28 protein-coding genes, 2 tRNA genes, 1 pseudogene and 1 riboswitch are annotated in these 26,697 nt (G+C 71.4%); of the genes and pseudogenes, 20 read left to right on the top strand and 11 right to left on the bottom strand.

The genetic code is table 11. The annotated features are described in order from the left end of the window. Window positions 1-137: 137 nt before the first annotated feature. Window positions 138-1,070, bottom strand: coding sequence for an alpha/beta fold hydrolase (locus EDF21_RS14955; protein ID WP_158612935.1), 933 nt, complete (start codon window positions 1,068-1,070; stop codon window positions 138-140). 168 nt (window positions 1,071-1,238) lie between these two features. Between EDF21_RS14955 and EDF21_RS14950 the strand changes: the two genes are divergently transcribed. Next, entirely contained in the window at window positions 1,239-1,907 is a 669-nt protein-coding gene (locus EDF21_RS14950) for an NUDIX domain-containing protein (RefSeq protein WP_123571883.1), read from the top strand. A gap of 24 nt (window positions 1,908-1,931) precedes the next feature. Here the strand turns inward: EDF21_RS14950 and EDF21_RS14945 are convergent, their stop codons facing one another. Continuing rightward, window positions 1,932-2,792 (bottom strand): alpha/beta fold hydrolase, encoded by an 861-nt coding sequence (locus EDF21_RS14945; RefSeq protein ID WP_056048477.1) that lies wholly within the window; start codon window positions 2,790-2,792, stop codon window positions 1,932-1,934. Window positions 2,793-2,874: 82 nt separating this feature from the next. On the opposite strand from EDF21_RS14945, the pseudogene EDF21_RS17265 reads away from it, so the two are divergent. The 8 genes and pseudogenes from EDF21_RS17265 to EDF21_RS14910 all read left to right on the top strand — a co-directional run. After that, window positions 2,875-3,192 (top strand): annotated as a pseudogene (locus tag EDF21_RS17265) (ABATE domain-containing protein); the annotation flags it as partial. A 3-nt stretch (window positions 3,193-3,195) separates the two neighbouring features. After that, the gene (locus tag EDF21_RS17260) at window positions 3,196-3,375 is read left to right on the top strand and encodes a CGNR zinc finger domain-containing protein (protein WP_342211769.1); all 180 of its coding nucleotides are present in this window, start codon (window positions 3,196-3,198) and stop codon (window positions 3,373-3,375) included. A gap of 86 nt (window positions 3,376-3,461) precedes the next feature. Continuing rightward, window positions 3,462-4,349 (top strand): NAD(P)-dependent oxidoreductase, encoded by an 888-nt coding sequence (locus EDF21_RS14935; RefSeq protein ID WP_123571881.1) that lies wholly within the window; start codon window positions 3,462-3,464, stop codon window positions 4,347-4,349. Between the two features lie 176 nt (window positions 4,350-4,525). Then, window positions 4,526-4,966: a hypothetical protein gene (locus EDF21_RS14930; protein ID WP_123571880.1), complete on the top strand. Its 441-nt coding sequence runs from the start codon at window positions 4,526-4,528 to the stop codon at window positions 4,964-4,966. 30 nt (window positions 4,967-4,996) lie between these two features. After that, window positions 4,997-5,105, top strand: a riboswitch (TPP riboswitch). After that, window positions 5,101-5,763 (top strand): ECF transporter S component, encoded by a 663-nt coding sequence (locus EDF21_RS14925; protein ID WP_123571879.1) that lies wholly within the window; start codon window positions 5,101-5,103, stop codon window positions 5,761-5,763. (Overlaps the previous riboswitch by 5 nt.) Window positions 5,764-5,787: 24 nt before the next feature. Next, window positions 5,788-7,299: an ABC transporter ATP-binding protein gene (locus EDF21_RS14920; protein WP_233568529.1), complete on the top strand. Its 1,512-nt coding sequence runs from the start codon at window positions 5,788-5,790 to the stop codon at window positions 7,297-7,299. Further along, window positions 7,296-8,090 (top strand): energy-coupling factor transporter transmembrane protein EcfT, encoded by a 795-nt coding sequence (locus EDF21_RS14915; protein WP_123571877.1) that lies wholly within the window; start codon window positions 7,296-7,298, stop codon window positions 8,088-8,090. Before EDF21_RS14920 ends, EDF21_RS14915 begins: the two co-directional genes overlap by 4 nt. After that, window positions 8,083-8,700: an ATP-binding protein gene (locus EDF21_RS14910; protein WP_233568528.1), complete on the top strand. Its 618-nt coding sequence runs from the start codon at window positions 8,083-8,085 to the stop codon at window positions 8,698-8,700. The genes EDF21_RS14915 and EDF21_RS14910 overlap by 8 nt, the downstream gene beginning before the upstream one ends. Here the strand turns inward: EDF21_RS14910 and EDF21_RS14905 are convergent. Beyond that, complete coding sequence (locus EDF21_RS14905) at window positions 8,656-10,860, bottom strand: acyltransferase family protein (RefSeq protein WP_158612934.1); 2,205 nt, start codon at window positions 10,858-10,860, stop codon at window positions 8,656-8,658. The genes EDF21_RS14910 and EDF21_RS14905 overlap by 45 nt on opposite strands. A 42-nt stretch (window positions 10,861-10,902) precedes the next feature. Between EDF21_RS14905 and EDF21_RS14900 the strand changes: the two genes are divergently transcribed. Beyond that, the gene (locus EDF21_RS14900) at window positions 10,903-12,528 is read left to right on the top strand and encodes a glycosyl hydrolase family 28-related protein (protein WP_148053716.1); all 1,626 of its coding nucleotides are present in this window, start codon (window positions 10,903-10,905) and stop codon (window positions 12,526-12,528) included. Between the two features lie 12 nt (window positions 12,529-12,540). Here EDF21_RS14900 and EDF21_RS14895 read toward each other — a convergent pair whose 3' ends face one another. The 5 genes from EDF21_RS14895 to EDF21_RS14875 all read right to left on the bottom strand — a co-directional run bounded on the left by EDF21_RS14895 (window position 12,541) and on the right by EDF21_RS14875 (window position 15,743). Next, entirely contained in the window at window positions 12,541-12,858 is a 318-nt protein-coding gene (locus EDF21_RS14895) for a metallopeptidase family protein (protein WP_056049129.1), read from the bottom strand. Between the two features lie 315 nt (window positions 12,859-13,173). Then, window positions 13,174-13,246 (bottom strand) — tRNA-His (locus tag EDF21_RS14890). A gap of 59 nt (window positions 13,247-13,305) precedes the next feature. Then, window positions 13,306-13,926, bottom strand: a complete 621-nt coding sequence (gene orn / locus EDF21_RS14885; RefSeq protein WP_123571875.1) for an oligoribonuclease — start codon at window positions 13,924-13,926, stop codon at window positions 13,306-13,308. A 78-nt stretch (window positions 13,927-14,004) separates the two neighbouring features. Then, window positions 14,005-15,273 carry an MFS transporter gene (locus EDF21_RS14880; RefSeq protein ID WP_123571874.1) on the bottom strand — a complete coding sequence of 423 codons (1,269 nt, stop codon included), beginning with the start codon at window positions 15,271-15,273 and terminating at the stop codon, window positions 14,005-14,007. Beyond that, a complete protein-coding gene (locus EDF21_RS14875; RefSeq protein WP_123571873.1) occupies window positions 15,270-15,743 on the bottom strand; it encodes a MarR family winged helix-turn-helix transcriptional regulator in 474 nt (157 codons plus the stop codon). Before EDF21_RS14875 ends, EDF21_RS14880 begins: the two co-directional genes overlap by 4 nt. A gap of 95 nt (window positions 15,744-15,838) precedes the next feature. Between EDF21_RS14875 and EDF21_RS14870 the strand changes: the two genes are divergently transcribed. From EDF21_RS14870 to EDF21_RS14850, 5 genes are all read left to right on the top strand, one after another. After that, on the top strand, window positions 15,839-16,123 hold the full coding sequence (locus EDF21_RS14870; RefSeq protein WP_148053715.1) for an oligoribonuclease: 285 nt from the start codon (window positions 15,839-15,841) through the stop codon (window positions 16,121-16,123). A gap of 84 nt (window positions 16,124-16,207) precedes the next feature. Further along, entirely contained in the window at window positions 16,208-16,468 is a 261-nt protein-coding gene (locus EDF21_RS14865) for a thioredoxin family protein (RefSeq protein WP_123571871.1), read from the top strand. A gap of 97 nt (window positions 16,469-16,565) precedes the next feature. After that, entirely contained in the window at window positions 16,566-17,864 is a 1,299-nt protein-coding gene (locus tag EDF21_RS14860; protein WP_123571903.1) for a bifunctional glycosyltransferase family 2/GtrA family protein, read from the top strand. Further along, on the top strand, window positions 17,861-19,984 hold the full coding sequence (locus EDF21_RS14855) for a glycosyltransferase family 39 protein (RefSeq protein WP_123571870.1): 2,124 nt from the start codon (window positions 17,861-17,863) through the stop codon (window positions 19,982-19,984). Before EDF21_RS14860 ends, EDF21_RS14855 begins: the two co-directional genes overlap by 4 nt. Window positions 19,985-20,160: 176 nt before the next feature. Further along, window positions 20,161-20,236 (top strand) — tRNA-Arg (locus tag EDF21_RS14850). A gap of 142 nt (window positions 20,237-20,378) precedes the next feature. Here EDF21_RS14850 and EDF21_RS14845 read toward each other — a convergent pair. From EDF21_RS14845 to EDF21_RS14835, 3 genes are all read right to left on the bottom strand, one after another. After that, window positions 20,379-21,245: a hypothetical protein gene (locus tag EDF21_RS14845; protein WP_056048433.1), complete on the bottom strand. Its 867-nt coding sequence runs from the start codon at window positions 21,243-21,245 to the stop codon at window positions 20,379-20,381. Between the two features lie 102 nt (window positions 21,246-21,347). After that, complete coding sequence (locus EDF21_RS14840) at window positions 21,348-21,644, bottom strand: hypothetical protein (protein ID WP_233568527.1); 297 nt, start codon at window positions 21,642-21,644, stop codon at window positions 21,348-21,350. 158 nt (window positions 21,645-21,802) lie between these two features. After that, window positions 21,803-22,822, bottom strand: a complete 1,020-nt coding sequence (locus EDF21_RS14835; protein ID WP_056048431.1) for an aldo/keto reductase — start codon at window positions 22,820-22,822, stop codon at window positions 21,803-21,805. Window positions 22,823-22,869: 47 nt separating this feature from the next. Here EDF21_RS14835 and msrA point away from each other — a divergent pair, with 47 nt between their 5' ends. From msrA to ettA, 5 genes are all read left to right on the top strand, one after another. Beyond that, the gene (msrA, locus tag EDF21_RS14830; RefSeq protein WP_056048428.1) at window positions 22,870-23,397 is read left to right on the top strand and encodes a peptide-methionine (S)-S-oxide reductase MsrA; all 528 of its coding nucleotides are present in this window, start codon (window positions 22,870-22,872) and stop codon (window positions 23,395-23,397) included. 55 nt (window positions 23,398-23,452) lie between these two features. Further along, window positions 23,453-23,668, top strand: a complete 216-nt coding sequence (locus EDF21_RS14825) for a hypothetical protein (protein ID WP_056048425.1) — start codon at window positions 23,453-23,455, stop codon at window positions 23,666-23,668. A 132-nt stretch (window positions 23,669-23,800) separates the two neighbouring features. Beyond that, the gene (locus tag EDF21_RS14820) at window positions 23,801-24,403 is read left to right on the top strand and encodes a single-stranded DNA-binding protein (protein WP_123571869.1); all 603 of its coding nucleotides are present in this window, start codon (window positions 23,801-23,803) and stop codon (window positions 24,401-24,403) included. A 100-nt stretch (window positions 24,404-24,503) separates the two neighbouring features. After that, window positions 24,504-24,965, top strand: a complete 462-nt coding sequence (locus tag EDF21_RS14815) for a hypothetical protein (protein ID WP_123571868.1) — start codon at window positions 24,504-24,506, stop codon at window positions 24,963-24,965. Between the two features lie 37 nt (window positions 24,966-25,002). Beyond that, complete coding sequence (gene ettA / locus EDF21_RS14810) at window positions 25,003-26,688, top strand: energy-dependent translational throttle protein EttA (protein ID WP_056048420.1); 1,686 nt, start codon at window positions 25,003-25,005, stop codon at window positions 26,686-26,688. Window positions 26,689-26,697 lie beyond the last annotated feature (9 nt).

Here is a 26,697-nt window from a genome sequence, read left to right as displayed (position 1 = left end):
CGAGTGAAAGCGTTCATGGTGAAGCTCCTTGTCAGTTGGTCCCGGTGGGGATGTACTGGGTTCGCCACCGGGCCCGAAAAGGATTGGAACGCATCGACTTCGTTACCCCGCCGTGACCTCCACCGCCGCGTGCGGCTTCACCCGGCTAGGAACTCGTCGGTGTCGTCGGCGATCCGAGTCGACTGCGTGTGGTGCAGGTAGTGGTCTCCGTCGAGCGCGACGACCTGGCCGCGGTCGACGCTCGCCGCCTGGACCTCGTGCAGCTCGAGCCAGCCGTCGTCGTCCGCGCCGTTCTGCACCACGAAGAGAAGGACCGGCAGGTCCGCCGGGAACGTCCGTCCGCTGACCGACGCGAAGTTGATCGCTGCGTGGTCCATCTCGTCGAGCAGGGTCGGGGCGGTCGCGTTCTTCGTGGTGAGGAAGCGCATCTGTTCTTTCGTGCCCTCGTCGTAGGGCAGTCCGGCGTAGGCGTCGCCGGCGAGTGCGCTCGCCACGCGGAGCAGACCCAGGCCGCGAAGCGTGGTCAGTCCGTCGGTCGGCACGGGGTCGTCCGCGCCGGGCTGGTCGGGGACGCTGCTGTCGATCCCGATGAACGCCGTGAGTTCGTCCCCGAAGAGCCTGCTGTACTCGAGGGCGTAGACGCCCGAGATCGAGTGCCCCATGAGCGCGTAGCGGTCGATGCCCAGTCGGCGGAGCGCCTCGTGCACCTCGCCCGCGATGTTCTCCGCCGTGCGGGGGGAGTCGGTCTGGTCGCTCAGCCCGGTGCCGAACGGCTCCACGGCGACGACGCGATGGGTGTCGTCGAGCTCGGAGATCAGTGGCTGGAAGTCCAGGCCGGGTGCTGCCGTCCCGAGGCCCGGAAGCAGGACGATCGTGTCCGCCCCGGACCCGCTGACGACGACGTTCATCTCCCTCCCGTCGACGGACACGAGCTCGCCGTACGAGGTGATGGCGGCCAGCTCCGACCTCGTGGCGACGACGTCGACGATCGACGTGGTCGCCAGCGTCAGGACGGGCAGGGCCACGAGGGCGCCGACGGTCCGCAGGGTCACCTTGAGGGTTGTACGCACGGGGTCCTCTCTCCGGGCGTCCGGGTCGGGTCCGGACGCTCCTCCGGAAGCACACCAGAGGGTGACGTCCTCGAGAAGTGCCGAGGCGTCACCACATCCCGTGACGGATGTCATCACCGGCCGTTCCCGCCCTCGCGGGTCGTCGCCCTCCGTTATTTTCGTGGGGTGATGAACTCTCGTGGCTCCCGTTCCCCCGACGGTCGCGGACGGACGGGCCTCGACCTCACCGGCCGCGACCTCGCCCGCAACCCCGACGTCGTGGTCCGCGACGTCGAGGTGACCTCGGACGGCTGGCACGTGCTCCGCCGCACCACCTTCGACGTGCGCGGTCGCGACGGGCGGTGGTCGACCCAGCAGCGCGAGACGTACGACCGCGGCAACGGGGCGACGATCCTCCTGTTCGACCCGCGGCGGGGGACGGTGCTCCTGACCCGGCAGTTCCGGTTCCCCGCCTATGTGAACGACCATCCCGACGGGATGCTGGTCGAGACCGCCGCGGGACTCCTCGACGAGGACGATCCCGAGACCGCGATCCGCCGAGAGACGCGCGAAGAACTCGGGGTCGAGGTGGGCGGGTTGATCCACGTGTTCGACGCCTACATGAGCCCGGGGTCGGTGACCGAGCGCGTGCACTTCTACGCCGCCACGTACTCGGTGGCCGACCGCACCGGTGACGGGGGTGGCGTCGAGGAGGAAGGGGAGGACATCGAGGTCCTCGAGCTGCCGTTCCGGGACGCCCTCGAGATGATCGCCGACGGGCGCATCGTGGACGGCAAGACGATCATGCTGCTCCAGTGGGCCGCCCTGAACCCGGGCCGCCTCGACCTCCGGTCCTGAGCGGGCGGCCGCGGGTGGTCCGGATCACGTGTTCGGGAGCCACTCCCGGATCGTGGCCGCGACCAGATCGAGGTGCGACTCGAGCAGGAAGTGTCCACCGTCGACGAGCTCGACGCGAGCGTCGGGGGAGTCGCGGGTGAACGCACCCGCACCGGTGGCATCGAAGATCTCGTCGTTGCGGCCCCAGATCGCGAGGACCGGGACGCGGGAGGCGCGGAGCCAGGAGTGCACGGCGGGGTACAGGGTGCGGTTGGTGGCGTAGTCGCGGAAGAGCGCCAGTTGGACGTCGTCCTGTCCCGGTCGGGCGAGGAGCGCGAGGTCGTGCTCCCAGGCATCGGGGTCGACGGACGTGGGGTCCGGTACACCGTGGGTGTACTGCCACTCGACCGCCTCGCGGCCCAGGGCGGGCCGGAGCGCGTCGCGCGTCTCGGGTGTCCGTTCGGCGGCGTCGGCCCAGATCGGGTCCCAGAAGCTCGGCACGAAGCCTTCTTCGTACGCGTTGCCGTTCTGCGAGACGACGGCGGTCACCGCGTCGGGCTCGGCCAGCGCGAGGCGCCACCCGACGGGGGCGCCGTAGTCCTGCACGTAGATCGCGTACCGCGCGACGCCGATGATCGACAGGAAACGACCGGTCACCCGCGCCAGGGCCTCGAAGGTGTAGTCGAACTCGTCCACCGACGGGGCGGAGGAGCGGCCGAAACCGATGTGGTCGGGGGCGATGACGCGATATCGGTCGGCCAGTGCGGGGATGAGGTGGCGGAACATGTGCGAGCTCGTGGGGTAGCCGTGCAAGAGGACGAGGACGGGCGCGTCGGCGGGCCCGGCGTCGCGGTAGAAGACGTCGAGCCCGTCGACGGAGGCGGTGCGGTGGTGGACGGTGTGCATGTCTAACCCCTTTGGATTGTTTTAGTGGTTATTCCGACGGTAGCATGGTCGAGATGCGCCGGACGGTGCGAGAGAGCGGGGAGACGTGCTGCGTGACGAAGAGCTGCTGCTGGCCGTGCTGAACAGCGCACCGGTGGTCGACGGCATCCCGACGGACGCCCTCGAGGGCGCGGCAGGGCGAGATCTGGCGCGGACCTGGGGTGGTACCGGCTCCTCGGGCGAGGTCGCCCAGCTCCGGCGCGTGCGGGAGGCCCTGCACGCCGTCGTCCGCGGTGGTGACGACGGGGCCGTCGGCGAGCTCGCCGACGTCATGGACCGGGCCGTGCAGATCCCCCGGACGACCCGGGACGGCGTCGTCTGGGAGCTCCGGGTCGCCGATGACGACCGCCTCGCCGCCGAAGCCGTGTCGGCGTGGTCGAGCGTGACCTCGCGGCTCCCCGGGCGCCTCCGGGCCTGCGCGAACGACGAGTGCAACCTCTTCCTGGTGGACCACAGCCGTCCGGGCAGTGCGAAGTGGTGCTCCATGGCGACCTGCGGCAACCGGATGAAGGCGCGGACGCACGCACGCCGCGTGAAGGACTGAGCGCGCCTCCTCGGGGCCGCTCGGCGTAGCGTCGTCCGGGTGGATGCTCCGGCCCTCGGCGCATCCCTCGATCGAGGGAGCGCGTCATGAAGGTCGTCATCACGGGATCACGAGGCAAGGTCGGCCGTGCCGCCGTCCGCCGGTTCGTCGAGGCCGGGCACGACGTCCTCGGCGTCGACCTCGTCCGGCCCGTATTCGACACGGGCGTCGACGAGCCCGGCCGGTACGTCATGGGCGACCTGACCGACGCGGGGACCGCCTTCTCGGTCGTCGCGGGGGCCGACGTCGTCGTCCACGTCGCGGCCATCCCGCAGCCCACCGCGAACCCGGCCCACGTCGTGTTCCACACCAACCTGATGTCCACGTTCAACCTGGTCGAGGCGGCCGTACGGTGCGGCGTGCCCCGCTTCGTCAACGTGTCGAGCGAGAGCATCGTGGGCAACTTCTTCCCCGAACGGCCCTTCCTGCCCGACTACGTGCCGGTCGACGAGGAGCACCCCCTCCACCCGCAGGACCCCTACGCCCTCTCGAAGGCGTTCGGCGAACAGCTGATGGACGCCGCCGTCCGCCGCTCCGACCTGCGCGCCATCTCGATCCGCCCGAGCACCGTTCACGACGACAGCAACTACGAGGCCAACCTCGGCCCTCAGGTGCGCGAGGCCGACCCCGACAGTGCGAACTTCGGCAGCTACGTCGACGCCGACGACCTCGCCGACGCCCTCCTGCTCGCCGCAGAGTCCGACCTGCCGGGTCACGAGGTCTTCTTCATCGCAGCAGCCGACAACGCCGGCGGCCACGACTTCGCCGCCACGCTCCGTCAGCACCACGGCGACCGGATCGAGTTGCGCGAACTCGCCCGGGCCGACGCGTCGGGCATCTCGACCGCCAAGGCGGCCCGCATGCTCGGCTGGAGGGCGACGCGCTCCTGGCGAGACCACCTCGACGCCGAGGGTCACGCCCTGCCGAAGGCCTGACCGCCGACGAGCGTCAGAGCAGCTCGGCCAGCAGGGCGAAGGTGCGGTCGGTTGCCTCGAGGTGCCTGTCGTGGTGGACGCAGGGCGGACGACGGATCCGCCAGGCATGTCACCATGGGGCGTACGCCGACCCGACCGAGCCGACGCACGCACGAACGCACGAGAAGGGCACGATCATGGCCGATGCCGGGTTCAGCAAAGAAGAGAAGGCCGCCATGAAGCAGCGCGCCGCCGAGCTCCGGGCCGAGGCGAAGCGTCAGAAGCTGGCCGACAAGTCGGCCGCCGAGGCGCAGGACGCCGCGGACGCCATCGCGGCCATGACCGACGTCGAACGACCGATCGCCCAGATGGTGCACGAGGTCGTCGCCGAGCACGCCCCGAACCTCGCTCCCAAGACCTGGTACGGCTTCCCCGCCTACGCCCGGGAGGACGGCAAGGCCGTCGTGTTCTTCCAGCCCGGCGCCAAGTTCGGCACGCGCTACTCGACCCTCGGGTTCCAGGACGGTGCGCAGCTCGACGACGGCACGCTCTGGCCCACCTCGTACGCGGTGACCGGCGCCGACGACGCGACCCGCTCCTCCGTCGCCGCCCTCGTCCGGAAGGCCGCCGGACTCTGACGCCGGCCGGGGTCGGCGCTATGATCGACCCCACAACACACGGGAGTCCGGTGAGCCGGGCTGAGAGGAAGCGAACCACGCTTCGACCGTCGAACCTGATCTGGGTCATGCCAGCGCAGGGAGGAGAAGAACAGATGTCCACGTCCACGCCCGAAAACCGTTCCACGGCGGCTCGCGACAGGTCGACCGGCTTCACGCCGAAGGCTCGCACCACCCCCACCCGGCGCTGGCGCGTCGTCGACATCGTGGTGGCCAGCGTCATCGGCGTGGCCGCCGGTGTCGTCTTCTGGGCCTGGGGCCTGGCCTACACGCCCATCGACAGCGTCCTGAGCTTCTCGGGCGGCTTCGAGGGCATCCTCAACGGCGGCTGGCTCTTCGCCGGCGTCCTGGGCGGAATCGTCATCCGCAAGCCCGGGGCCGCCGTCTACACCGAGGTCGTCGCGGCGGTCGTCTCGATGCTGATCGGGACCCAGTGGGGCTTCTCGGTGCTCATCTGGGGCATCGTCCAGGGCCTGGGCGCCGAGATCGTGCTCGCGGTCTTCCTCTACAAGTCGTGGCGGATCGGCACGGTGCTGCTCGCGGGTGCCGTCGCCGGCCTCGCCGTCGGCCTGATGGACACGAGCTTCGCCTCGGCCGCCGCCTACGCCGCCGGTTCGAAGACGATCTACGTCGTGACCTCGGTCGTCTCGGGCACCGTCATCGCCGGCCTGCTCTCGTGGCTCGCGGCCCGCGGCCTCGCCCGCACGGGGGCGCTCTCGCGGTTCGCCTCGGGACGCTCGGCGGACGCCCGGATCTAGGCGCGCCTCCTCGTGGTCCTTCCCGTGAGCGGAACGAGCGGCGGACGGCCGGCGGTGGACGCGGGTGCCCGCGTCACCGCCCGGGGCTGGGGGTGGCGGCACGCCGGTCGTCGCCTGCCCGCCGTCTCGCAGCTCGACCTCGACGTCGCCCCCGGTGAGCGCGTGCTGCTGCTCGGCGCGTCCGGCGCCGGCAAGTCGACGCTGCTCGCCGGCCTCGCCGGGGTGCTGGGCGGAGACGACGAGGGCGACGAGGCCGGCGACCTGCTGGTGGACGGCCGCGCCCCCGCCGAGCAGCGCGGCCGGGTCGGCCTCGTCCTGCAGGACCCCGACTCGCAGGTCGTCCTCGCCCGCGTGGGCGACGACGTCGCGTTCGGCTGCGAGAACCTCGGCGTGCCCCGCGACGAGATCTGGCGCCGCGTCGGGCACGCCCTCGACGCCGTCGGGCTCGACCTCCCGCCGTCCGCGTCCACGTCCGAGCTGAGCGGTGGCCAGAAGCAGAGACTGGCGCTGGCCGGGGCCCTCGCCATGCGTCCTGGCCTGCTGCTCCTCGACGAGCCGACGGCCAACCTCGACCCCGAGGGCGTCGTCGAGGTGCGCGACGCCGTGGCCCGCGTCGTCGCGGACACCCGGGCGACGCTGGTCGTCGTCGAGCACCGCGTGTCGGTCTGGCTGCCCGTCGTCGACCGCGTCGTCGTGCTCGACTCCGGTGGGGGAGTCCTGGCCGACGGTCGCCCCGACGACGTGCTGCGTGCCGAACGCGACCGCCTCGTCGCCGCCGGGGTCTGGGTGCCCGGCGCCGCGCCTCCTGCGCCCGTCCGGTCGCGCACGACCGGTGACCGGTTGGTGACGGCGTCGGGTCTCGACGTGGGGCACAAGGGGCCCAAGGGCCGCGCGGTGGCCACGGGCATCGACCTCACGGTCGTCGAGGGGCGGGCGCTCGCGGTGACCGGCACGAACGGCTCGGGCAAGTCCACGCTCGCCCTCACCGTCGCGGGGCTGCTCGCCCCCGTCGCCGGAGTCCTCGAGGCGACGCCGTCGTTCGCCGACGGCGCCGGTCCGTCTCCGATCCGATGGAAGCCCCGACAGCTGCTCACCCGCGTCGGCACCGTCTTCCAGGACCCGGAGCACCAGTTCCTGACGGCGACCGTCCGTCGTGAGCTGGCGGTGGGTCCGGAGGCGCTGGGCGCGTCCCCGACCGAGGTCGCGTCGCGCGTCGACCACCTCCTCGACCGCCTGCGTCTCGACCACCTCGCCGGTGCGAACCCGTTCACGCTCTCGGGCGGCGAGAAGCGCCGGCTCTCGGTCGCGACCGTGCTCGCCTCGCGCCCGTCGGTGCTCGTCCTCGACGAACCGACCTTCGGGCAGGACGCCCGCACCTGGCACGAGCTCGTGGTCCTGCTGGCCGACCTGCTCGACGAGGGCCGCGCGGTCGTCGCCGTGACCCACGACGCGGAGTTCGTGGCGGCCATCGCCGACGACGTGCTCGACCTGAGCGCCCACGCCCGCCGCCCCGACCCCGTCGAGGCGCGTCGATGAGCGTGCTCACCCCGGTCGTGGCGACCGGCGTCATCGGGCGCGTCAACCCGGTCGCGAAGCTGCTCGCCGCCGTCGTCCTCGCGCTCGCCCTCCTGCTGTCGATCGACTGGGTCTCGGCCGGCACCGCTCTGCTGCTCGAGGGGCTGTTGCTGCCCTTCGCCGGTCTGTCGGCCCGGCAGCTGCTCGCCCGCACGGCGCCGCTCTGGATCGCCGCCCCGACGTCGGTCGTCGCCATCGCCCTCTACGGACGCGACGGCGGGGCGTCGGTGGTCGAGTGGGGGTTCCTCTCGGTGACCGAGGGGTCGCTGGCCCTCGCCGGCGCGATCGGCCTGCGCATCCTCGCCGTCGGCGTGCCGGGCATCGTGCTGTTCGCGACGACCGACCCGACCGACCTGGCGGACGGTCTCGGGCAGGTGTTGCGGCTGCCGGCGCGTTTCGTGCTGGGGGGACTCGCCGGGTTGCGTCTGGTCGGGCTGTTCATGGACGACTGGCGCCAGCTCGCGTTGGCCCGACGGGCCCGGGGCGTCGCGGACTCGGGCGGCCCGATCGGTGCGCTGAGGCGGTTCGGGCAGCAGGCGTTCGCGTTGCTCGTGCTGTCGGTCCGACGCGGCAGCAAGCTCGCCACCGCCATGGAGGCCAAGGGCTTCGGCAGCGACGCCCCGCGCACCTGGGCGCGTCCGTCGTCGTTCGGCCTGCGGGACGTCGTCCTCGTCGCCGTCGGCGTCGTCATCGCCGCCACCTCGGTGACCGCGGCCGTCCTGGCCGGCACGTGGGAGTTCGTCCTTGCCTGAGCACGTCGCCGTCGACGAGGCCGTCGACGTCCTGCTCCGCCGAGCCGAGGAGGCGCGGGTCGGCTCGCGTCGCGTGGTCCTGTTGATCGACGGCCGCTCGGGTTCGGGCAAGACCACGCTCGGCCGTGCGGTGGCCGCCGCGTGGCCCGACGACCGACTGGGCCCTGCACGGCTCGTGCACCTCGACGACGTCTACCCGGGCTGGTACGGGCTCGAGGCGGCCTCCCGGGCGCTCGGGACGTCCATCCTGTCGCCGGTCGCTCCGGGATGGCAGCGGTGGGACTGGGAGCACGACCGCGCGGGGGCGTGGGAGGTGCTCGACCCGGCCGTCTCGCTGATCGTCGAAGGGGCCGGGGCGGTGACCCGCGCCTCCTCGTCGCTCGCCGACGTCCGCGTCTGGCTGGAGCTCGACGCCGACACCCGTCGGCGACGGGCCCTCGACCGCGACGGTGCCGCCTTCGAACCGTGGTGGGACGTCTGGGCCGCTCAGGAGGATCGGCACCTCGCGCGCTCGTCGCCCCGGGAGCTCGCCGACGTGGTCGTCTCGGCCGGGTGGTCGCCGACCTCAGAGCACGCCCCGGGCTCGGAGCAGGTCGCCCAGGACGGGTGACACGGCCGCCGCGAACGCGGTCGTGAGGTGGACGCGATCCTCTTTCACGGGGACGTCGCCGACGAACGCCGGACAGAGGTCGCTGACGCAGGTCAGCACACGCAGGTCGACCAGCACGCCGCCGATCGACTCGAGCACGTCCTGATCGGCGGCCGCGCGGTCGATCCAGGTACGGGACGTCCGGGAGATGCAGTCGACGGGGCTGCCCCCGCGCCGGAAGCACGACGCGATGTCGGCGTCGTCCGGCGGCGGAGTGAGGACGACGACGGACCCCGCGGCCTCGGCCAGGCGCCGGGCGTAGGCGCCGAAGCCCTCGGACCACCGATCGGGCGTGATCGTGCCGCCTCCGTCCTCGGAGAGCGTCTGGTACGAGTTGGTCACGAGGACGACGTCGGGGTGGGTCTCGTCGATCAGGGCGAGGGTCTCGTCGTTGTGCGCCCGGCAGGACTCGAGGATGCCCGTGACGTCGTTCTGGACGCGGATGTCGACGAACGGGCAGGCGAACTTGGCCCGGTTGACGAGGGTGAACCCGTTCTCGGCCGACTCGGCCAGGGGGACGAGCGCGTCGAGGTGGTGCATCGCCGTCGAGTCCCCGACGAGCACGACGATGGTGCTCGCCGAGGGAGAGGTCCACGAGCAGTCGTCCGGGGTGAGGCCCTGGGCCTCGGCGTCGCCGCAGGCGAGGTGCGGGCTGCCGGTCCGCGTCCCGTCGAGGACCGACTCGATGCTCGGGTCGAGCTCGGGCCACGAGGTCGCGGACAGCGCCCTGCTCACCTCGCCGGACCACTCGTCGACCGACGGGACGTCGAGGCCGTCGAGGCCGTCCGTCCCGCCGGGCTCGCCGGGCCCGCCGGTCGTCCCCCCTGCGGCGCCGTCGGTCGCCGCGGAGGGCAGGACGGGGGGAGCGGCGGCGGGGCGGACAGCGTCCACGGCGAGGGCGGTGGCCGTGAGGGCGGCCACCGCGAGCAGCGCAGCACCTCCGCGCCGGTAGGTCGATCGATGGTCTCGTCTCCACCGTCGCCAGGCGTGCCCGGGCGGGGCCGGCTCGAGCAGGGGCGAGGTGATGAGCGGCCGTTCGACCAAGTGGTAGGTCAGGGCGGACAGGACGAGGGTGGACACGAGGACGGCCGGCCAGAGCCGGGCCGGTTCGTCGCCGAGCAACGACGTGCCGACGACCAGGGCGACGAAGTGCCAGAGGTAGATCGAGTACGAGAGGTCTCCCACGATCATCACGGGCCGGCCGGCGAGGGGCCCGAGCCACGGTGTGCCGGCGCACCCCGTGCCCGAGGCGAGGACGAGCAGCGTGGCCGCCACGGGCAGCAGGGCGCCGGGGGCCGGGAACGGGACGGTGCTCGTCGTGACCCAGGCCGAGGCCACGACGCCGACGATTCCGACCCACGCCAGGGCCGGACGGAGGACGGCGGGGAGCCGGGTCATCGCGGGGGCCGCCGTCGCGAGGAGCGCTCCGAGGGCGAGCTCCCATGCGCGGGTCAGGCTCGAGAAGTAGGCGACGGTCGGCGACGTCGTGGACTGGTGCCAGGCCCACGCCAGCGATCCGAGCACGAGCACCAGCAGCAGGACCCCCAGGGCGACCCTCGGGACGGTCGGCCCCTTCCGTCGCCGGGCGACGGCGACCGCGGCGACGACCACGACGGGCCAGACCAGGTAGAACTGCTCCTCGACGGCGAGGGACCAGTAGTGCTGGAAGGGCGACTCGGGGCCCTGGGCGGCGAAGTAGTCGGTCCCGGTGGCGGCGAAGTGCCAGTTCGCGAGGGACGCGACGGACCAGAGCGCGTCGATCGCCGCCGACGCCCCGCGGGACGAGCCGACGACGAGCCAGGTGGCCGCCGTGCCCAGGACGAGCACCAGGACGCTCGCCGGCACGATGCGGCGGATGCGTCGTCGCCAGAAGGCCGCGATCGAGATCCGTCCGTGACGATCGGCCTCGCGCAGCAGGAGCCCCGTGATCAAGAACCCCGACACGACGAAGAACACGTCGACCCCGACGAATCCACCGGCGGGCCGCCCCGTGACGTGTTCGAGGACCACCATCGTCACGGCGAGGGCCCGGAGGGCCTGGACGTCGAGACGGTGGGCGGGGGCGGGACGGCGAGAGGCGATGTTCTGGTCGATGGTGTGCACCCGATCTTCTGACGACATGTGGTGAGGCATATATTACCCACGCTCGTGTACCCTGCCGTCATGACCGATCCACTCGACCAGACGCCGATCCGATCGCGTCGCGGTTTCCTGCTCGTCGGTGCGGCGGGCATCGCGGCGGCCGGTGCCGCGGCCGTCGCCCCCGGCGCCCGTGCCGCTCGCGCCGACGACGGGCCGGCCTCCGACGGGCCGCCTGCCGACGGTTCCGGGGCGGCGCCGGCTGCGGAGGTCGGGACGTCGGACGACCGCACGGGGGTCGACGTCCGTGACCACGGTGCCGTCGGCGACGGTCTGACGGACGACACCGCCGCCTTCGCCGCGGCCGTCGAGGCGGCCAGGGTGGTCCGGGGGCGTGTGCTCGTCCCGGCGGGCACCTACGTCGTCGACTCCGTCACGGTGCCCCTGTTGGTCTCGATCCAGGGCACGGGGGCCGATGTCAGTCGCTACGGGGCCTCGACCGACGGTGGCGTCACCATCCGGCACCTCGCCCGTTCGACGAGGCCGATGGTCGTCGTCGACGGGAACGGTGTCACGCTCGAGGGGCTGACCCTGCAGGGCAACGGCTCGGCGGCACCCCTCGTCCAGGTCGTGAACGGGTTCGAGTCGCGCTTCGACAGGGTGCAGTTGGCCGGCGTGGCCGGAACGGCCCTCCTCGTCGAGCGCGTCAACAACAACCTCTGGTCGGACCTCTTCGTCAACAACTGCGGGTCGGCCGACGCGGCCGCGGTCGTCGTGCGGTCACCGGCGTCGGGTGGGTCGAACACGAACACGTTCACCTGCGTGAACCTGCACATCGAGGGCAGTGCGAACGTCGCCCTCGATCTCGCCTGGGGTTCGACCGCCGAGTACTTCGTCGAGTTCGTGAGGCTGATCGCCCCGCACATCGAGACGTTGCAGCGGGCTGGATCGGGCGGTGACGCGACCGTGCGCATCGGCAACGTCCGGCAGATCGAGTTCGTCGCCCCGACGATCTACGGTGGCCCGGGTCCCCTGATCGAGCACGACGAGAGGCGACGTCGTGGCGTCGACATCGACGGCGGCATCCGACTGCTCGGCGGTGCCCTGCTCGGCGCGGACCCTGCCCAGGTCGGAGCGTCGACCGTGCTGGTGCGGCTGACCAAGGGCGACGACTTCGCCCTGGTGGGCACCCGTCTCGGTCGCTTCACGCAGGCAGGGGTCGAGTTGGGGGCCGGGTACGGCTCGCGGTTCGCCGTCGATCCGACGACACGGATCGCCACGACCGGCTCGGCCGTCGACGTCGTCGACCGACGCGAGGTCGAGGCTCGGCCGCTCTGGGCCTGGGGTGGCGACCTCGCGGTGGGACGTCGGTTGCTGGGTGCCCTCGGTGGCCCCTCTCCCGTGGCGTCGGCCATGGGGCGGAACGGCGACGGCGCCCCGGCTCCCACCCTGTCGGGTTCCGATCTGAGGGGAACGGTCGGCTTCGGTTCGGGTCGGGCCCGTCGTCCCGGCACGCAGGTGCGGGTCCGCTATTCGAAGCCCTTCACCACGGCGCCGGTGGTCTCGATCTGTCCGGCGTCGAACACGGCTGCGTCGGCCCAGTTCTTCGTCGTCTCGCGACCCGACGCCTTCGACGTCGAGATGGTCGGTGACCTCGAGGAGGGCCTCCCGGCCGACGCCTACCGGTTCACGTACCAGATCATCGGCTGACGGCGGCCTCCGTCAGGCCCAGCCGAGTTCGTGCAGTTGGTGGTCGTCGATCCCGTAGAAGTGGGCGATCTCGTGGACGAGCGTGACGTGGATCTCGTCGGCGAGCTGGTCGAGGTCGTCCACGGCGGCGAGGTGCGGTTCGCGGTAGAGGATGATCCGGTCGGGTAGTTCGCCGAAGCCGTACTGTCCACGCTCGGTCAGGGCGACGCCGTCGTAGAGGCCGAGCAGGTCGAGCGTGCCGTCCTCGGGGCGGTCTTCCGTGACGAACACGACGTTGTCGAGCCCGTCGACCATGTCGTCGGGCAGCAGATCGAGTTGGTCGACCACCATCGCGTCGAACGCCTCCGCGCTCACCTCCGCCGGGTCGATGCCTGCTGCCGGTCGTTCGTCGGCATCCAGCGCGTCATCGCCGTTCTCGGGGGAGTCGTCCACCCTCTCACTCTCGCACGCCCACACGGCCTGTCGCTGGACGCGGCCCCATGCCCGTGACGAGCGCAGCGATGCGGCAACCCGCCAGGCAGTGACCGCGACCAGCGCAGCGAAGTCCGGACCCACGACGTCTCGGATGCGCTCGCGCATCCGAGACCAAAAGGCCCCAGAACCCAAAAAATCCCCTGCCCATAGGAGGGCAGGGGATTTCATTTGGGTGAGTAACGGGGCTTGAACCCGCGGCCTCCTAGACCACAACCAGGCGCTCTACCAGCTGAGCTATACCCACCATGTGTCGTTTCCGACGATGCTGTCGACTGCCGAGGCGATCGCAACGAGAAGACTCTACTACAGCCGGGGGGCCCATTCGTCCACGACGGCCTTCGAGATCGCCTGGACGTCCTCGGTGGTGGGACCCGGGTCGGCGACGAATCCGGCACGGCGGTAGTACTCGAGTTCGCGGATGGATTCGAGGATGTCGGCGAGGGCCCGGTGTCCGCCGTGTTTCTGCGGAGCGTTGAAGTACACGCGGGGGAACCAGCGGCGGGCCAGCTCCTTGATCGAGGACACGTCGACGCTGCGGTAGTGCAGGTGGCCGTCGACGCGCGGCATGTACTTGGCGAGGAAGGCGCGGTCCGTGCCGATGGTGTTGCCGGCGAGGGGTGCGTGCTGCTCGGTGGGCACGTACTTCAGGATGTACTCGAGCACCTCGAACTCGGCCTCGGCGAGGCTGACGCCGTCCGGGATCTCGTCGATGAGGCCGGACGAGCGGTGCATCTCTGTGACGAAGTCGCCCATGTTGTCGAGGGCGGACTGGTCCGGCTTGATGACGATGGCGAAGCCGGGGTGTACGGGCTTCAGGTCGAAGTCGGTCACGACCACGGCCACCTCGACCAGTTCGTCGACCGAGAGGTCGAGCCCGGTCATCTCGCAGTCGATCCAGACCAGTCGGTCGTTGCTCGTAGCCATTCCGCGAGTCTAGTCCGGTGCCCTTCCGGCACCGCGCCTCCTGGACGGGGCCAGGGCAGGAGGCGCGGTGCGGTCCGGTCAGATCGCCTCGCCGGCTCCGATGGCCTCGGCTTCGACGCGAGCCGGTTCGGGGCCGTCGTCCACGCGGCGCAGGGCCCCGCGGGCGGCGACCACGACGACGAACGCCACGGCGACGCTCGCGGCGGCGAACACGTAGGCGGCACTCGGGTCGATGGTGTCGGCGAGCAGGGTCGCGACGGGCGGGGCCACGGCGCCGCCGAGGAAGCGCACGCCCGAGTAGGCGCTGGACGCGACCGAGCGGGGCAGGTCGGTCGCCTCCATGACGGACTCGGTCAGCACCGTGTTGAGCACGCCGAGCACCAGGCCGCCGACCACCACGCAGACCACGAGGGCGGCCGGCGTCCCGACGACGACCGCGGCGGCGACGAGGTCGAGCGCGAGCAGGGGGAGTGCGATGCGCAGCACGGTCGTCCGACGCAGGCGTGCGGTCAGCAGCGGGGCGACCCAGACCGAGGTGATCGCGAGGCCGACGCCCCAGCCGAAGAAGGTGAACCCGATGCCGAGAGCCCCGAAGCCCAACGGGTACGGCGTGTACGCGAGCAGGACGAAGAATCCGATGTTGTAGAACAGGGCGGTCGCCGCGAGGGCGCCGAGGGCCGGGCGGCCCAGGGCGCGGAACGGGGCCGACAGCGTCGTGGGCGTGGGTTTCTCCATGGCGCCGCCCTTGAGGAACAGCACGATCGCGATGAAGGCGATCGCCATCAGGGTGGTGACGCCGAAGAACGGGCCGCGCCAGCTGACCGAGCCGAGGAGGCCGCCGATCAGGGGGCCGATGGCGATGCCGAGTCCGAGGGCCGCCTCGTAGAGGATGATCGCCGAGGCCGTGCCGCCGGATGCCGCGCCCACGATCGTCGCGAGGGCGGTCGAGATGAACAGGGCGTTGCCGAGCCCCCAGCCGGCACGGAAGCCGATGATCGACCAGACGTCGCCACTGGTGGCGGCGAGCAGGGCGAAGAGCACGATCAGGGCGAGCCCGATCAGCAGGGTGCGCTTGGGGCCGAGTCGACTCGACACCCAGCTGGTGAAGAACATCGCCACGCCCGTGACGGCGAGGTAGCTCGTGAAGAGCAGTTCGGTCTGGGTCGGGCTGGCCTTCAGCGACTCGGCGATGGCGGGGAGGATCGGGTCGACGAGCCCGATGCCCATGAAGGCGACGACGCAGGCGAAGGCGATGGCCCACACGGCGGTCGGCTGCTTCAGGATGCTCGGCCCGGATTCGTGCGCGGTGCCGGAAGGCGAAGGGGAGCTCGAAGCGGAGGCGCTCACGCGAACACCGCCTCGGCGTCGGAGTGGACGTCGGCGCGGCCGGCGGCGCGGTGGCTGACCCGCGACGCCAGGAGGCGGGTGGCGTGCTCGAGCACGGCCCACTCGTCGTCGTCCAGGTCGGCGAAGAGGCCGCCGAGCGAGTCGGCGAGTTGCCCCCGCCACTCGACGAGCGCCGCCGTGCCCTTGTCGGTGATGGCGATGAGCCACGCCCGGGAGTCGTCGGTGTCGGCGATGCGCTTGACGAGCTCGTCCTCGGCGAGGCCCCGGAGGAGCTTGGTCATGGTGGGCTGCGACACGCGGCTGGCCCGGGCGAGGTCCCCGACGCGGAGCTCGCCGTCGGTCGTCAGGATCGAGAGCGTGCGCCACACGGCGGGTGAGGTGGTGCGGCCGGTCTCCTGCGCGGCGATGCGCGTCAGGCGATGGGTCGACGTCAGGAGGGATTCCAAGATGTCTGTCGGCTGGGGAGTCATCCCTTAAGTGTATAGCCAAGCTATATAGCTTGGCTATGCGGTGTCGCGGACCGAAGCTGGGCGCCGACTCCGTGCCTCCTGGTAGACCTGTGGACATGACAGACAGCAAGCCCACCGTGGCCGAGGGTTCCGAGTACGTCGTCTTCTTCGACGGCGGTCCGAGCGACGGCTCCACCGACACCCGCATCAGCACCGACGGCTCGTACGACGAGCAGATCACCGACTTCGTGTTGATCGACGGCATGGAGACCGGCATCGTCTACACCGCCACCGAGGCCAAGATGGTCGGCGAACAACTCCAGGTCCACTACTCGCTCGACGCGAAGGACAGCGACCCCGTCGTCGACCCGGAAGACCGAAACGACGACCGCGACAACTGACGTCGGCGGCCCCGGCCGCACCGACTCACCAGACCGCAGGAGGCGCGGGGGAAGTTTCCCCCGCGCTTCCTCGTTGTCCCCGGCATGATGCTCGAGCTCTACACGTCGGCCTTCTGCGGTCCCTGCCACGCGGCCAGGGCGGTCGTCGCCGAGGCGAATGGCCTCGTGCCCTCGCTCGTCGTCGACGAGGCCGACGTCGCCGCCCGGCCCGCCGACGCCGAACGGCGCGACGTCCGCAGCACGCCCACCATCGTGGTCACGCGGGACGACGGCGAGGTGGTCTTCCGCTCACCGGGCGTGCCGACGTTGGACCGCCTGCTCGGGGCCCTGGCCCTCGCGATCTGATCGCCGGACCCCCGTCATGGAAGGCCCATAGGATCTCCGCGGCGTCGCCATCGACTGATGCGAGGCCGCTGATGGCGTGGCGACCGATCGTGGTCCCATGCCTGACACCGACATCCTGCGTCTCGACATCGTGGTGCCCGTCTTCGACGAGGCCGCCACCCTCGAGACCAGCATCACGAGCCTCCATGACCATCTGACCCGCCACGTCACCGAGACCTGGCGCATCACCGTGGCCGACAACGCCAGCACCGACGGCACGCCGGCCCTCGCCGACGACCTCGCCCGACGCCTGCGGTGCGTGACCGCCGTCCACCTCGCCGAGAAGGGCCGAGGCCGTGCCCTCAAGCAGGTCTGGGCGGCCTCGCCCGCCGACGTGCTGGTCTACCTCGACGAAGACCTCTCCACCGACCTCTCTGCGCTCGGCCCGCTCGTCGCACCGTTGCTCTCCGGCCACTCCGACCTCGCGATCGGCACCCGGTTGAGCCGGTCGTCGCGGGTCGTGCGCGGCGGCACGCGGGAATTCGTCTCGCGCAGCTACAACTTCCTGCTGCGTCGCACGATGGGGGTCGGGTTCAGCGACGCCCAGTGCGGCTTCAAGGCGATCCGGCGCGAGGCCGCCGAGCGACTGCTGCCCCTCGTCGAGGACACCGGGTGGTTCTTCGACACCGAACTGCTGATCCTCGCCGAGCGCTCGGGCCTGCGCATCCACGAGGTGCCGGTCGACTGGGTCGACGACCCCGACAGCTCGGTCGACATCGTCTCCACGGCCGCCGCCGACCTCAAGGGGATGCTGCGCGTGGGCACGGGCATCGCCCGGGGCGCGATCCCGGTCCAGGCGGTGTACGACGCGATCGGGAGGCGTCCGTTCGAGCCGCCCGCGCCTCCGACGTTCTTCTCGCAGGTCGTGCGGTTCGGCGTCGTCGGGGTCGCCTCGACCGCCGCGTACGCGCTGCTCTACCTCGGCGCGCAGCAGGTGATGCCGGCCCAGGCGGCGAATTTCGTGTCGTTGCTCGTCACGGCCGTGGTCAACACGGCCGCCAACCGGCGGTTCACGTTCGGGGTACGGGGGGCGTCGGGCGTGGCGCGACACCAACTGCAAGGGCTGATGGTCTTCGTCCTCGCCTGGGCGCTGACCTCGGGGTCGCTCGTCGTGCTGCACGCCGCGGCTCCCGCGGCCGACGCGCAGGCCGAGCTGCTGGTCTTGACGGCCGCGAACCTCGTCGCGACCGTCCTGCGCTTCGTGCTCCTGCGCGTCTGGGTGTTCCGGTCGGAGGCGACGCACGTGACGCCGGGACCGGCCGACGAACGGGTCGGTGTCGCCGACCCCGTGTCCGACCTCGCCACCCGCGTCGCCGCCGTGGCCGGCGACGACGACGTCACGGTGGTCGGTCGATGAGCGCCGGGACGACGCCGGTGCCGCTGACCGATCGACGCTCGCCGTCCGGGTCGGCCGGCCCGCGCCTCCGTCCGCTCGCTCGTCGCCTGGTGCGCGGGCGTGAGGACGCGGCACGGTGGGAGCGACCGGCGTTCCTCGCGCTGCTGGTCGCCACGGGGGCCTTCTACTTGGTGAACCTGTCGGCGAACGGCTGGGCGAATTCGTTCTACTCGGCCGCGGTGCAGGCCGGTTCGCAGAACTGGGAGGCGTTCCTCTACGGCTCGTCCGACGCCGCGAACTCGATCACGGTCGACAAGCCGCCCGCGAGCCTGTGGGTCATGGCGTTGTCGGTCCGGGTGTTCGGACTGTCGTCGTTCAGCATCCTGCTGCCCGAGGCACTGATGGGCGTCGCGACCGTCGGACTCGTCTGGGCCACGGTGCGGCGGCACTTCTCGGGCGTCGCCGCGTTCGTCGCCGGTGGAGTCCTCGCGCTGACCCCGGTCGCCGCGTTGATGTTCCGCTTCAACAACCCCGACGCGCTGCTCGTGCTGCTGCTGACCCTCGCCACGTACCTGACGCTGCGCGGCGTCGAGACGGGCCGCGTCCGTTGGGTCGTCTGGGCGGGCGTGGCGATCGGCTTCGGCTTCCTGACCAAACAACTGCAGGCGTTCGTCATCCTGCCCGTACTGGCCGGGGTGTACCTCGTCGCGGCGCCCGTCCTGCTGCGCAAGCGGCTGCTGCACCTGCTGGCCGCGCTCGGTGCGGTCGTGGTGTCGGCCGGCTGGTGGGTCGCCCTCGTCGAGCTGGTGCCCGCGGGCATGCGGCCGTACGTCGGCGGCTCGCAGACCAACTCGTTCCTCGAGTTGACCTTCGGCTACAACGGCCTCGGACGGCTCACGGGTGACGAGACCGGCAGCGTGACGGGCGGGGGCGGCGGCACCGGTGCCGCCACGACAGGCATGTGGGGCGAGACCGGCATCACCCGGCTCTTCACGGGCGAGTTCGGGGGCCAGATCACCTGGTTGCTTCCCGCCGCCCTCGTGATCGGCGTCTCGGCACTCGTGCTGCTCGGCTGGAGACACCGGACCTCCGCGCGTCGGGCGACCCTGCTGCTGTTCGGGGGCTGGACGGTGCTGACCGCCCTCGTCTTCAGCTTCATGTCGGGCATCTTCCACGCGTATTACACGGTGGCGCTCGCCCCGGCGATCGCGGTCACCCTCGGGGCTGCGGCCGACGTGTTGTGGCGACGACGGGCCCGGTCGTGGGTGCGGATCGTGCTGGCGGCGTCGGCTCTGCTCACGGGCGTCTGGGCCTGGGTGCTGCTCGGACGGGCGGAGTCCTGGCAGCCGTGGCTCCGGTACGTCGTCGTCGCGCTCGCCGTCGTGGGCGCCGTGCTCGTGCTGCTGCCGCGACGGGGCCGGGCGCTCACGGCGGCGACCCTCGCCGTGCTGCTCACGGGCGGCCTGTTGGCTCCGGCGGCCTACTCGGTCGAGACCGTGTCGACGGCCCACACCGGTTCGATCGTCACGGCCGGGCCGACCGTGTCGGGCGGCACGGGCGGGTTCGGCGGTGGTGGCGCGGGCGGCGCCGGCGGCTTCGGCGGTCGCGGCGGGGCCGCTGGTGGCGGGCCCGGTGGCGCGGCTGGCGGAACGCCCCCGCAGCTGCCGGGCGGCACCGGCGGGGGAGCGGGCACCGGCACCGGCACCGGCACCGGCACCGGGGCCGGAACCGCAGGAGGCGCGGGTACGGCCACGCGCGGACTCCCCGGTGGCGGGGGCGGAGCCGGCTCGCTGCTCGGCTCGGGCTCGGTCAGCGACGAGCTCGCTGCCGTGGTCGGCGCGGACGCGGACCGGTACACCTGGGTCGCCGCGGCCGTCGGGTCGAACAGCGCGGCGGGCTACCAGCTCGCGACGGGCGACCCGGTCATGGCGGTCGGGGGGTTCAACGGCAGCGACCCGTCACCGACCCTCGCGCAGTTCGAGCAGTACGTCGCCGACGGGCAGATCCACTGGTTCGTCGGAGGGACCGTCGGGCAGTCGAACGGCGGCAGCTCCTCCTCGAGCGAGATCGCGGCCTGGGTCGAGGCGAACTTCTCCTCGACCGAGGTCGACGGGGTCACGCTGTACGACCTGACCAGCTGACCGACCGGACGTCGCCACCGGTCCGCCTGGCCGCCCCGCACCTCCAGGGCGCGCGAGACACCGCGTTTCGTGCACCGCACCGCGACTAGTCGAGGCGCGGTGCACGAAACGCGGTGCGGAGCCTGGCTGGACCGCTACCGGGACGGAGGAGCGGGCACGGTATCGTGGACGGGTTCGCCCCCGTAGCTCAGCGGATAGAGCAGGAGCCTTCTAATCTCTTGGTCGCAGGTTCGATTCCTGCCGGGGGCACCACGCAGCCGAGACCCTCGCGGTGCTTCTCATCTCTTGGTCGCAGGTTCGATTCCTGCCGGGGGCACCACGCGACACCACCCCCCCCCACACGACGACGCGCCCCCGACCGAGGTCGGGGGCGCGTCGTCGTTCCTTCACCTGGTCAGTCGTCCGCGCGTTCGGGTGTCGTCCGGCGTCGGACCTGGCTCGCACTGACCGGCTGCTCGAAACGCTCGTCGTCCATCGCGTCGTCGCGGGTGTCGTCGTGGCTCGCGTCAGCCGGCGTGACCGCCGGTGCCTCGGGCGCGGACACCGGCGACGGTCCGGCCAGCGGGGCGTGAGCCGTCGGTGCCCGGTAGGCCTCGTCGCCACCGCGAACCAGGGCATCGTCGAGGGCCGCCGGGCGGAGCGCTGCCGAGGGTGCGGCACCCGAGGGCGCGGAGGTCTCGGTACGTCGCTGCTCGGTCGCCGCCGCAGCCCGATGCTCGGCTTCCCAGGCCTTCTGCTTCGCGGCCGTGTCTCGGTCGACGTCGGCTTCTTCGTACTTCCAGCGGGCGAGATCGTCGCGGAACAGCTTCTTGGCCCGCCCGGGGCGGTTCTGCCACTCGACGAGGCGGTCGCGGAGTTCGCCCAGCGTCTGCTCGGACTGGAAGCTGAAGGACGCCGAGTTGCGCTTGATCTCGGCCAGTTCGTGAGCCGCCCAGTCGGCGGCGAGGGTGCTGCCGGTCGCGGGCGACAGCCGCAGCCGGACGTCGGCTTCGTGGCCTAGGTGATCGGCGTAGGCGCGCTCCTCGACTCCGAGCGAGCTGTAGACGGCACCCTTGCGGGCTGCCGAGACGAGGGCCGCGACCGCCGCCGCTTTCGCCTCGTCCTCGTGCAACGACACGACCCGCCGCGTGCTCGCCCGGCCGATGAGGGCTGCGACGATGCCGGCCACGACGATGGCGACGAAGGGGATCACCGCATCGGTGACGACACGCCACCCGTTGTCCGAAGAGAGCCATTCGACGAGATCGTTCCACCACTGCATGGGGCGAACACTACAGCCGAGGTCGAAGGTTGCACCGCTGCGACATGCTGTCGAGCCCGCCGCCGGAGACGCCGTCACGGTGCTCCGGCGGAGGCGTCGGGATCAGGCGAACCGGAAGCAGTCGGTGGCGTCGTCGCGACTCCAGAACTCGCCGATCTCGACGAACCGACGCTGACGGGGCAGGAACCGCTTGGCGCGGTAGCGATCACCCTGCGGGTCGTCGAAGCGCTCGACGTAGCCCACGATCTCGCCACCGGGACGGGTCACCCGGGCGAGGTCGTCGTGCACCTGGACGAGCTGCAGGCCGCCGCGGGTCGAGCGCAGGGAGGGAAGGGGAACGCGTGCGTGAGCGTGCGGCGCAGGCGGGACGATCGCGTGGTCGAGGGTGCTGCTGGTCATGAGGTGCTCCTGAGGTCATCCGGCCGATGCTGTCGAGAACACCCCTGACGCTAGGGGTGACCACCGACATCGACGTCGGACACCTGGGACACCTCGGACACGTCGGACGCGTCGGACGCCTGGATGGCGCGGTGCCCCGTCGGCACCGCGCCGTCCGGTCAGCGGCCGGTGCCGTCGACCGCCAGCGGCTCGATCGCCGCGAGCTCGTCCTCGGTCAGCTCGGCACCGTCGAGTGCGTCGAGGCTGTCGTCAAGCTGGGCCACCGACGAGGCGCCGATGAGGGCGCTGGTCACGGCGGGTTGGCGCAGCACCCAGGTGAGCGAGAGCTGCGCGAGCGACTGGCCCCGCGCCTCCGCGATCTCGTTCAGGCCGCGGACGCGGGAGAGGTAGGTCTCGTCGAGGGCGTCCTCGGAGAACCACCGGCCCTCGGCCGCGCGCGAACCCGCGGGAGCACTGCCCGAGAGGTAGCGGTTCGTCAGGAGGCCCCCGGCCAGGGGCGAGAACACGATCGAACCGACGCCGCGGGTCAGGAGGGTGTCGAAGAGCCCTCGCTCGGGCCGGCGGTCGAACATGTTGTACCGCGGCTGGTGGATCAGCAGGGGCACGCCCTCGGCGGCCAGGGCGTCGATCGCGGCCTCGGTCTGCGCCGGGTCGTAGTTGGAGATGCCGGCGTAGAGCGCCTTGCCCTGCCGGACGGCCGTCGCGAGCGCCCCCATCGTCTCGTCGATCGGGGTCTCGGGGTCGGGGCGGTGCGAGTAGAAGATGTCGACGTGGTCCATGCCGAGCCGCCCGAGGCTGGCCTCGAGCGAGTTGAGCAGGTACTTGCGCGACCCCCCGTCGCCGTACGGTCCGGGGGTCATGTCGTAGCCCGCCTTCGACGAGACCACGATCTCGTCGCGGTAGGGGCGCAGGTTCGCCGCGGCGATGCGACCGAACTGCTCTTCGGCCGAGCCGTAGGGCGGGCCGTAGTTGTTCGCCAGGTCGAAGTGGGTGACCCCCCGGTCGAACGCGCGCAGCACGATGTCGCGCTGCGTCTCGAGGCTCCGGTCCGAGCCGAAGTTGTTCCAGAAGCCGAGGGAGATGCGGGGCAGCCGGAGTCCGCTGCGGCCGGTACGGACGTAGTCCAGTCGTGAGTACCGTGCGTCGTCGGCGACGTAGGGCGTGAAAGGTGATCTCATGCGGTCAGCCTAGGGCGGGCCCTCGGCTCGGGAGTAGGTTCACGGGCATGACGACGTTCGTTCTGGCCGGTGGGTGCTTCTGGTGCCTCGACGCGGTCTACCGCACCCTCGACGGCGTCACCGAGGTGGTCTCGGGTTACACCGGCGGAGACACCGAGCGGCCGAGCTACGACGACGTGTGCACGGGCCGCACGGGTCACGCCGAGGCCGTCGCGGTCGGCTTCGACCCCGAGAAGCTCCCCGCCGACGTCGTCCTCGACGTCTTCTTCACCCTGCACGACCCGCGGCAGCTGAACCGGCAGGGCGCCGACGTCGGCACCCAGTACCGCTCGGCGATGTTCGCCGCCGACCACGACCAGGAGGCGGTCTTCCAGGCGGCCCGTGACCGCGCCTCCGAGGCCTGGGGTGGCGGTGTCGTCACGACGATCGAGCCGCTGTCCACCTGGTACGACGCCGAGGAGCACCACCAGGACTTCTTCGCCAAGAACCCCGGCCAGGGCTACTGCACCGCCGTCGCGCTGCCGAAGGTCACCAAGATCCGCAAGTCGTACGCGAAGTACGTGCTCGCCTCGTAGACGGGTCACGCCGCCCGGTGTGACCGACCGAGAAAGAGGAAAGGGGCGCTCGACGATGAGTGACCAGAACACCTTGCACCGACAGACCTGGGTGGCCGTGGGCCCGGCAGGCGCGGTCGGGACCATCCTGCGGACCGACGGCGGCTTCACGGTGCGCCTGTCCGCGAAGGGAGCCGACGGCGGCGTCTACCCGAGCCTGGCCGTGGCCAAGAGCGCCCTGTTCGCGGCGTTGGGGCCCGGCGCCGACTACCCGGAGTTCCACGAACACTGAGGCCCGATCGTCCCCGGTCGTCCCCGGACGACTTGTCGTCGTGTCGTCCCCCGGGCGGCCCCCGCGCCTCCTTCTCCACAAGGAGGCGCGGGTGCCGTCCCGGGGGTCCCTCGCCCCCGCGAGACTCCCGTCATGACAGACACCATCACCCTCACAGGGATCATCGCGACCGACCCCCGGGCCCTCGTCACGCAGACCGGCCTCTCCATCACGAGTTTCCGACTCGCCTCGACGCAGCGACGGTACGACCGCGTCAAGGGCGAGTGGATCGACGGCGAGACCAACTGGTACACCGTGACGTGCTTTCGTCAGCTCGCCGACAACGTGCTGGCCAGCCTCCGCAAGGGGCAGCGGGTCGTGGTCACGGGGCGCGTCCGCATCCGCGCGTGGGAGTCGGGCGAGCGCAGCGGCATGACGGTGGAGGTGGACGCGGACGCGGTCGGTCACGACCTCGTCTGGGGCAGGTCGACCTTCGAACGGCGGGTGGCGTCCGCTTCGTCCGCCACGGCGGGCTCCTCCCCGGCCGCGGGCGGGGGCGATCCCACCGTCGCCTCCGACGAGAGCGGCTCGGCACCCGAGACGGAGGCGGACCACGGAACCGGTCACGGAGGCCCCCCGGACGGTGCAGCGACGGATGCGTCGTCGGACCCCGACCGGGTGGCGATCCCCGACGACGGCGCGGACTGGGGTGCTCCCACGGCCGTCGGCGCGGACGAGGTGGCGGCCCCGTTCTGACCACCCCGGTGACGCCCGTGTCCCGGGCCCGTGGGTCGGCACGCCGTAGACTCCTCACGGCTCGCCGACCCGCGGCCGCCGCCAGCGACGAAGGGCCCCCGTGACCGGTTCGAGACCTCCACGCGGCCTGGCGCTCGCCGCGATCGTGCTGGCCGTGGCGATCCCCCTCGTGGGGTGCACCTCGTCGCCCGAGCCGTCACCGACGACGTCGTCCGTCGCCCCGTCGACGGACGCCCCGCCGTTCTCCTCCACGTCCACGACGGCCGAGGCGCTGGCCCACTTCGACGAGGTGAACGCCGCGACCGTCGCGGCGAACGCCCGCCCGGGTGGGCGCGCCGTCGTCGACGCGCTGGTGGCCGCAGGCTTCGACAAGTCGACGATGCAGGTCACCGCCGACACGACCTCGATCGGCCGCGACGCCGACAGCGTGCAGTTCTCGGTGCTCTGGGGTCAGGACTGCCTGATCGGGCAGGTCTCGGGCGCGGGCTACAGCAGCCAGACGGCGCCGGTCCTCGGCACGGGCGCCTGCCTCGTCGGGTCGACCCGAGCCATCGACTGGTGACGTCGGGGGCGGGGCCCCGCCCGATAGACTCGCTGTCATGGCCGAATACATTTACTCGATGGTGCGCGCCCGCAAGGCGGTCGGCGACAAGCTGATCCTCGACGACGTCACCATGTCGTTCATCCCGGGGGCGAAGATCGGTGTCGTGGGGCCGAACGGCGCCGGCAAGTCGACGATCCTCAAGATCATGGCGGGGCTCGACACCCCCAGCAACGGCGAGGCGAAGCTCAGCCCCGGCTACTCGGTCGGCATCCTGATGCAAGAGCCCGAACTCGACGAGACCAAGACCGTCCTCGAGAACGTGCAAGAGGGCGTGGGGCCGATCAAGCAGAAGCTCGACCGCTTCAACGAGGTCTCGGCCGCCATGGCCGAGCCCGACGCCGACTTCGACGCGTTGCTCGCCGAGATGGGCACCCTCCAAGAAGAGATCGACGCCGCCGACGCCTGGGACCTCGACTCCCAGCTCGAGCAGGCCATGTCGGCCCTCCGCACGCCTCCGGGCGATGCCGAGGTAGCGAACCTCTCCGGTGGTGAGAAGCGTCGCGTCGCGCTGTGCAAGCTGCTGCTGCAGAAGCCCGACCTGCTGCTCCTCGACGAGCCCACCAACCACCTCGACGCCGAGAGCGTGCTCTGGCTCGAGCAGCACCTCAGCAAGTACCCCGGCGCCGTGCTCGCCGTGACCCACGACCGGTACTTCCTCGACCACGTCGCCGAGTGGATCGCCGAGGTCGACCGCGGCCGCCTCTACCCCTACGAGGGCAACTACTCGACCTACCTCGAGAAGAAGGGCGAGCGCCTCCAGGTCCAGGGCAAGAAGGACGCCAAGCTCGCCAAACGCCTCGCGTCCGAGCTCGAGTGGGTCCGGAGCAATGCCAAGGGTCGTCAGGCGAAGTCGAAGGCGCGTCTGGCGCGCTACGAAGAGATGGCGAACGAGGCCGAGCGCACGCGCACCTTGGACTTCGAAGAGATCGTGATCCCCGTGGGCCCGCGTCTCGGCTCACAGGTCATCGACGCCAAGAAGCTCCACAAGTCGTTCGGCGAGCGTGTGCTCATCGACGACCTGTCGTTCACGCTGCCCCGCAACGGCATCGTCGGCGTCATCGGGCCGAACGGCGTCGGCAAGACCACCCTCTTCAAGACGGTCGTCGGGCTCGAGCCGCTCGACGGTGGCGAGCTCAAGGTCGGCGAGACGGTCGACATCTCGTACGTCGACCAGAGCCGTGGCGGCATCGACCCCAACAAGAACCTGTGGGAGGTCGTCTCCGAGGGGCACGACTACATCCAGGTCGGCAAGACCGAGATCCCGTCGCGGGCCTACGTGTCGCAGTTCGGCTTCAAGGGTCCCGACCAGCAGAAGAAGGCCGGCGTGCTGTCGGGTGGTGAGCGCAACCGCCTCAACCTGGCGCTGACGCTCAAGCAGGGCGGCAACCTCCTCCTGCTCGACGAGCCCACCAACGACCTCGACGTCGAGACGCTGGGCAGCCTCGAGAACGCGCTCCTCGAGTTCCCCGGCTGCGCCGTGGTCATCACTCACGACCGGTGGTTCCTCGACCGGATCGCCACGCACATCCTCTCGTGGGAGGGCCTGAACGACGACGGGACGCCCAACTGGTACTGGTTCGAGGGCAACTTCGAGGCGTACGAAGAGAACAAGGTCGAGCGCCTCGGCGCCGACGCGGCGAAGCCGAGTTCGGCCACGTACCGCAAGCTCACGCGCGACTGACCGGCACCG

The sequence above is a fragment of the Frigoribacterium sp. PhB118 genome, from assembly GCF_003751725.1.
Taxonomy (GTDB): domain Bacteria; phylum Actinomycetota; class Actinomycetes; order Actinomycetales; family Microbacteriaceae; genus Frigoribacterium.
Note: the sequence above shows the minus strand (reverse complement) of the source record. Positions and strands in the feature narration are given on the sequence as shown.

Excerpts from the sequence above, each read along its gene's own strand:
- msrA (WP_056048428.1), top strand. The coding sequence starts at position 22,870 with ATGACGACGTTCGTTCTGGCCGGTGGGTGCTTCTGGTGCCTCGACGCG.
- EDF21_RS14845 (WP_056048433.1), bottom strand. The coding sequence starts at position 21,245 with ATGCAGTGGTGGAACGATCTCGTCGAATGGCTCTCTTCGGACAACGGG.
- EDF21_RS14860 (WP_123571903.1), top strand. The coding sequence starts at position 16,566 with ATGCCTGACACCGACATCCTGCGTCTCGACATCGTGGTGCCCGTCTTC.
- EDF21_RS14870 (WP_148053715.1), top strand. The coding sequence starts at position 15,839 with ATGACAGACAGCAAGCCCACCGTGGCCGAGGGTTCCGAGTACGTCGTC.
- EDF21_RS14835 (WP_056048431.1), bottom strand. The coding sequence starts at position 22,822 with ATGAGATCACCTTTCACGCCCTACGTCGCCGACGACGCACGGTACTCA.
- EDF21_RS14855 (WP_123571870.1), top strand. The coding sequence starts at position 17,861 with ATGAGCGCCGGGACGACGCCGGTGCCGCTGACCGATCGACGCTCGCCG.
- EDF21_RS14820 (WP_123571869.1), top strand. The coding sequence starts at position 23,801 with ATGACAGACACCATCACCCTCACAGGGATCATCGCGACCGACCCCCGG.
- EDF21_RS14875 (WP_123571873.1), bottom strand. The coding sequence starts at position 15,743 with ATGACTCCCCAGCCGACAGACATCTTGGAATCCCTCCTGACGTCGACC.
- EDF21_RS14895 (WP_056049129.1), bottom strand. The coding sequence starts at position 12,858 with ATGGTGGTCGACCAACTCGATCTGCTGCCCGACGACATGGTCGACGGG.
- orn (WP_123571875.1), bottom strand. The coding sequence starts at position 13,926 with ATGGCTACGAGCAACGACCGACTGGTCTGGATCGACTGCGAGATGACC.
- EDF21_RS14915 (WP_123571877.1), top strand. The coding sequence starts at position 7,296 with ATGAGCGTGCTCACCCCGGTCGTGGCGACCGGCGTCATCGGGCGCGTC.
- EDF21_RS14865 (WP_123571871.1), top strand. The coding sequence starts at position 16,208 with ATGATGCTCGAGCTCTACACGTCGGCCTTCTGCGGTCCCTGCCACGCG.
- EDF21_RS14905 (WP_158612934.1), bottom strand. The coding sequence starts at position 10,860 with ATGTCGTCAGAAGATCGGGTGCACACCATCGACCAGAACATCGCCTCT.
- EDF21_RS14825 (WP_056048425.1), top strand. The coding sequence starts at position 23,453 with ATGAGTGACCAGAACACCTTGCACCGACAGACCTGGGTGGCCGTGGGC.
- EDF21_RS14935 (WP_123571881.1), top strand. The coding sequence starts at position 3,462 with ATGAAGGTCGTCATCACGGGATCACGAGGCAAGGTCGGCCGTGCCGCC.
- EDF21_RS14840 (WP_233568527.1), bottom strand. The coding sequence starts at position 21,644 with ATGACCAGCAGCACCCTCGACCACGCGATCGTCCCGCCTGCGCCGCAC.
- EDF21_RS14945 (WP_056048477.1), bottom strand. The coding sequence starts at position 2,792 with ATGCACACCGTCCACCACCGCACCGCCTCCGTCGACGGGCTCGACGTC.
- EDF21_RS14950 (WP_123571883.1), top strand. The coding sequence starts at position 1,239 with ATGAACTCTCGTGGCTCCCGTTCCCCCGACGGTCGCGGACGGACGGGC.
- EDF21_RS14930 (WP_123571880.1), top strand. The coding sequence starts at position 4,526 with ATGGCCGATGCCGGGTTCAGCAAAGAAGAGAAGGCCGCCATGAAGCAG.
- EDF21_RS14925 (WP_123571879.1), top strand. The coding sequence starts at position 5,101 with ATGTCCACGTCCACGCCCGAAAACCGTTCCACGGCGGCTCGCGACAGG.
- ettA (WP_056048420.1), top strand. The coding sequence starts at position 25,003 with ATGGCCGAATACATTTACTCGATGGTGCGCGCCCGCAAGGCGGTCGGC.
- EDF21_RS14900 (WP_148053716.1), top strand. The coding sequence starts at position 10,903 with ATGACCGATCCACTCGACCAGACGCCGATCCGATCGCGTCGCGGTTTC.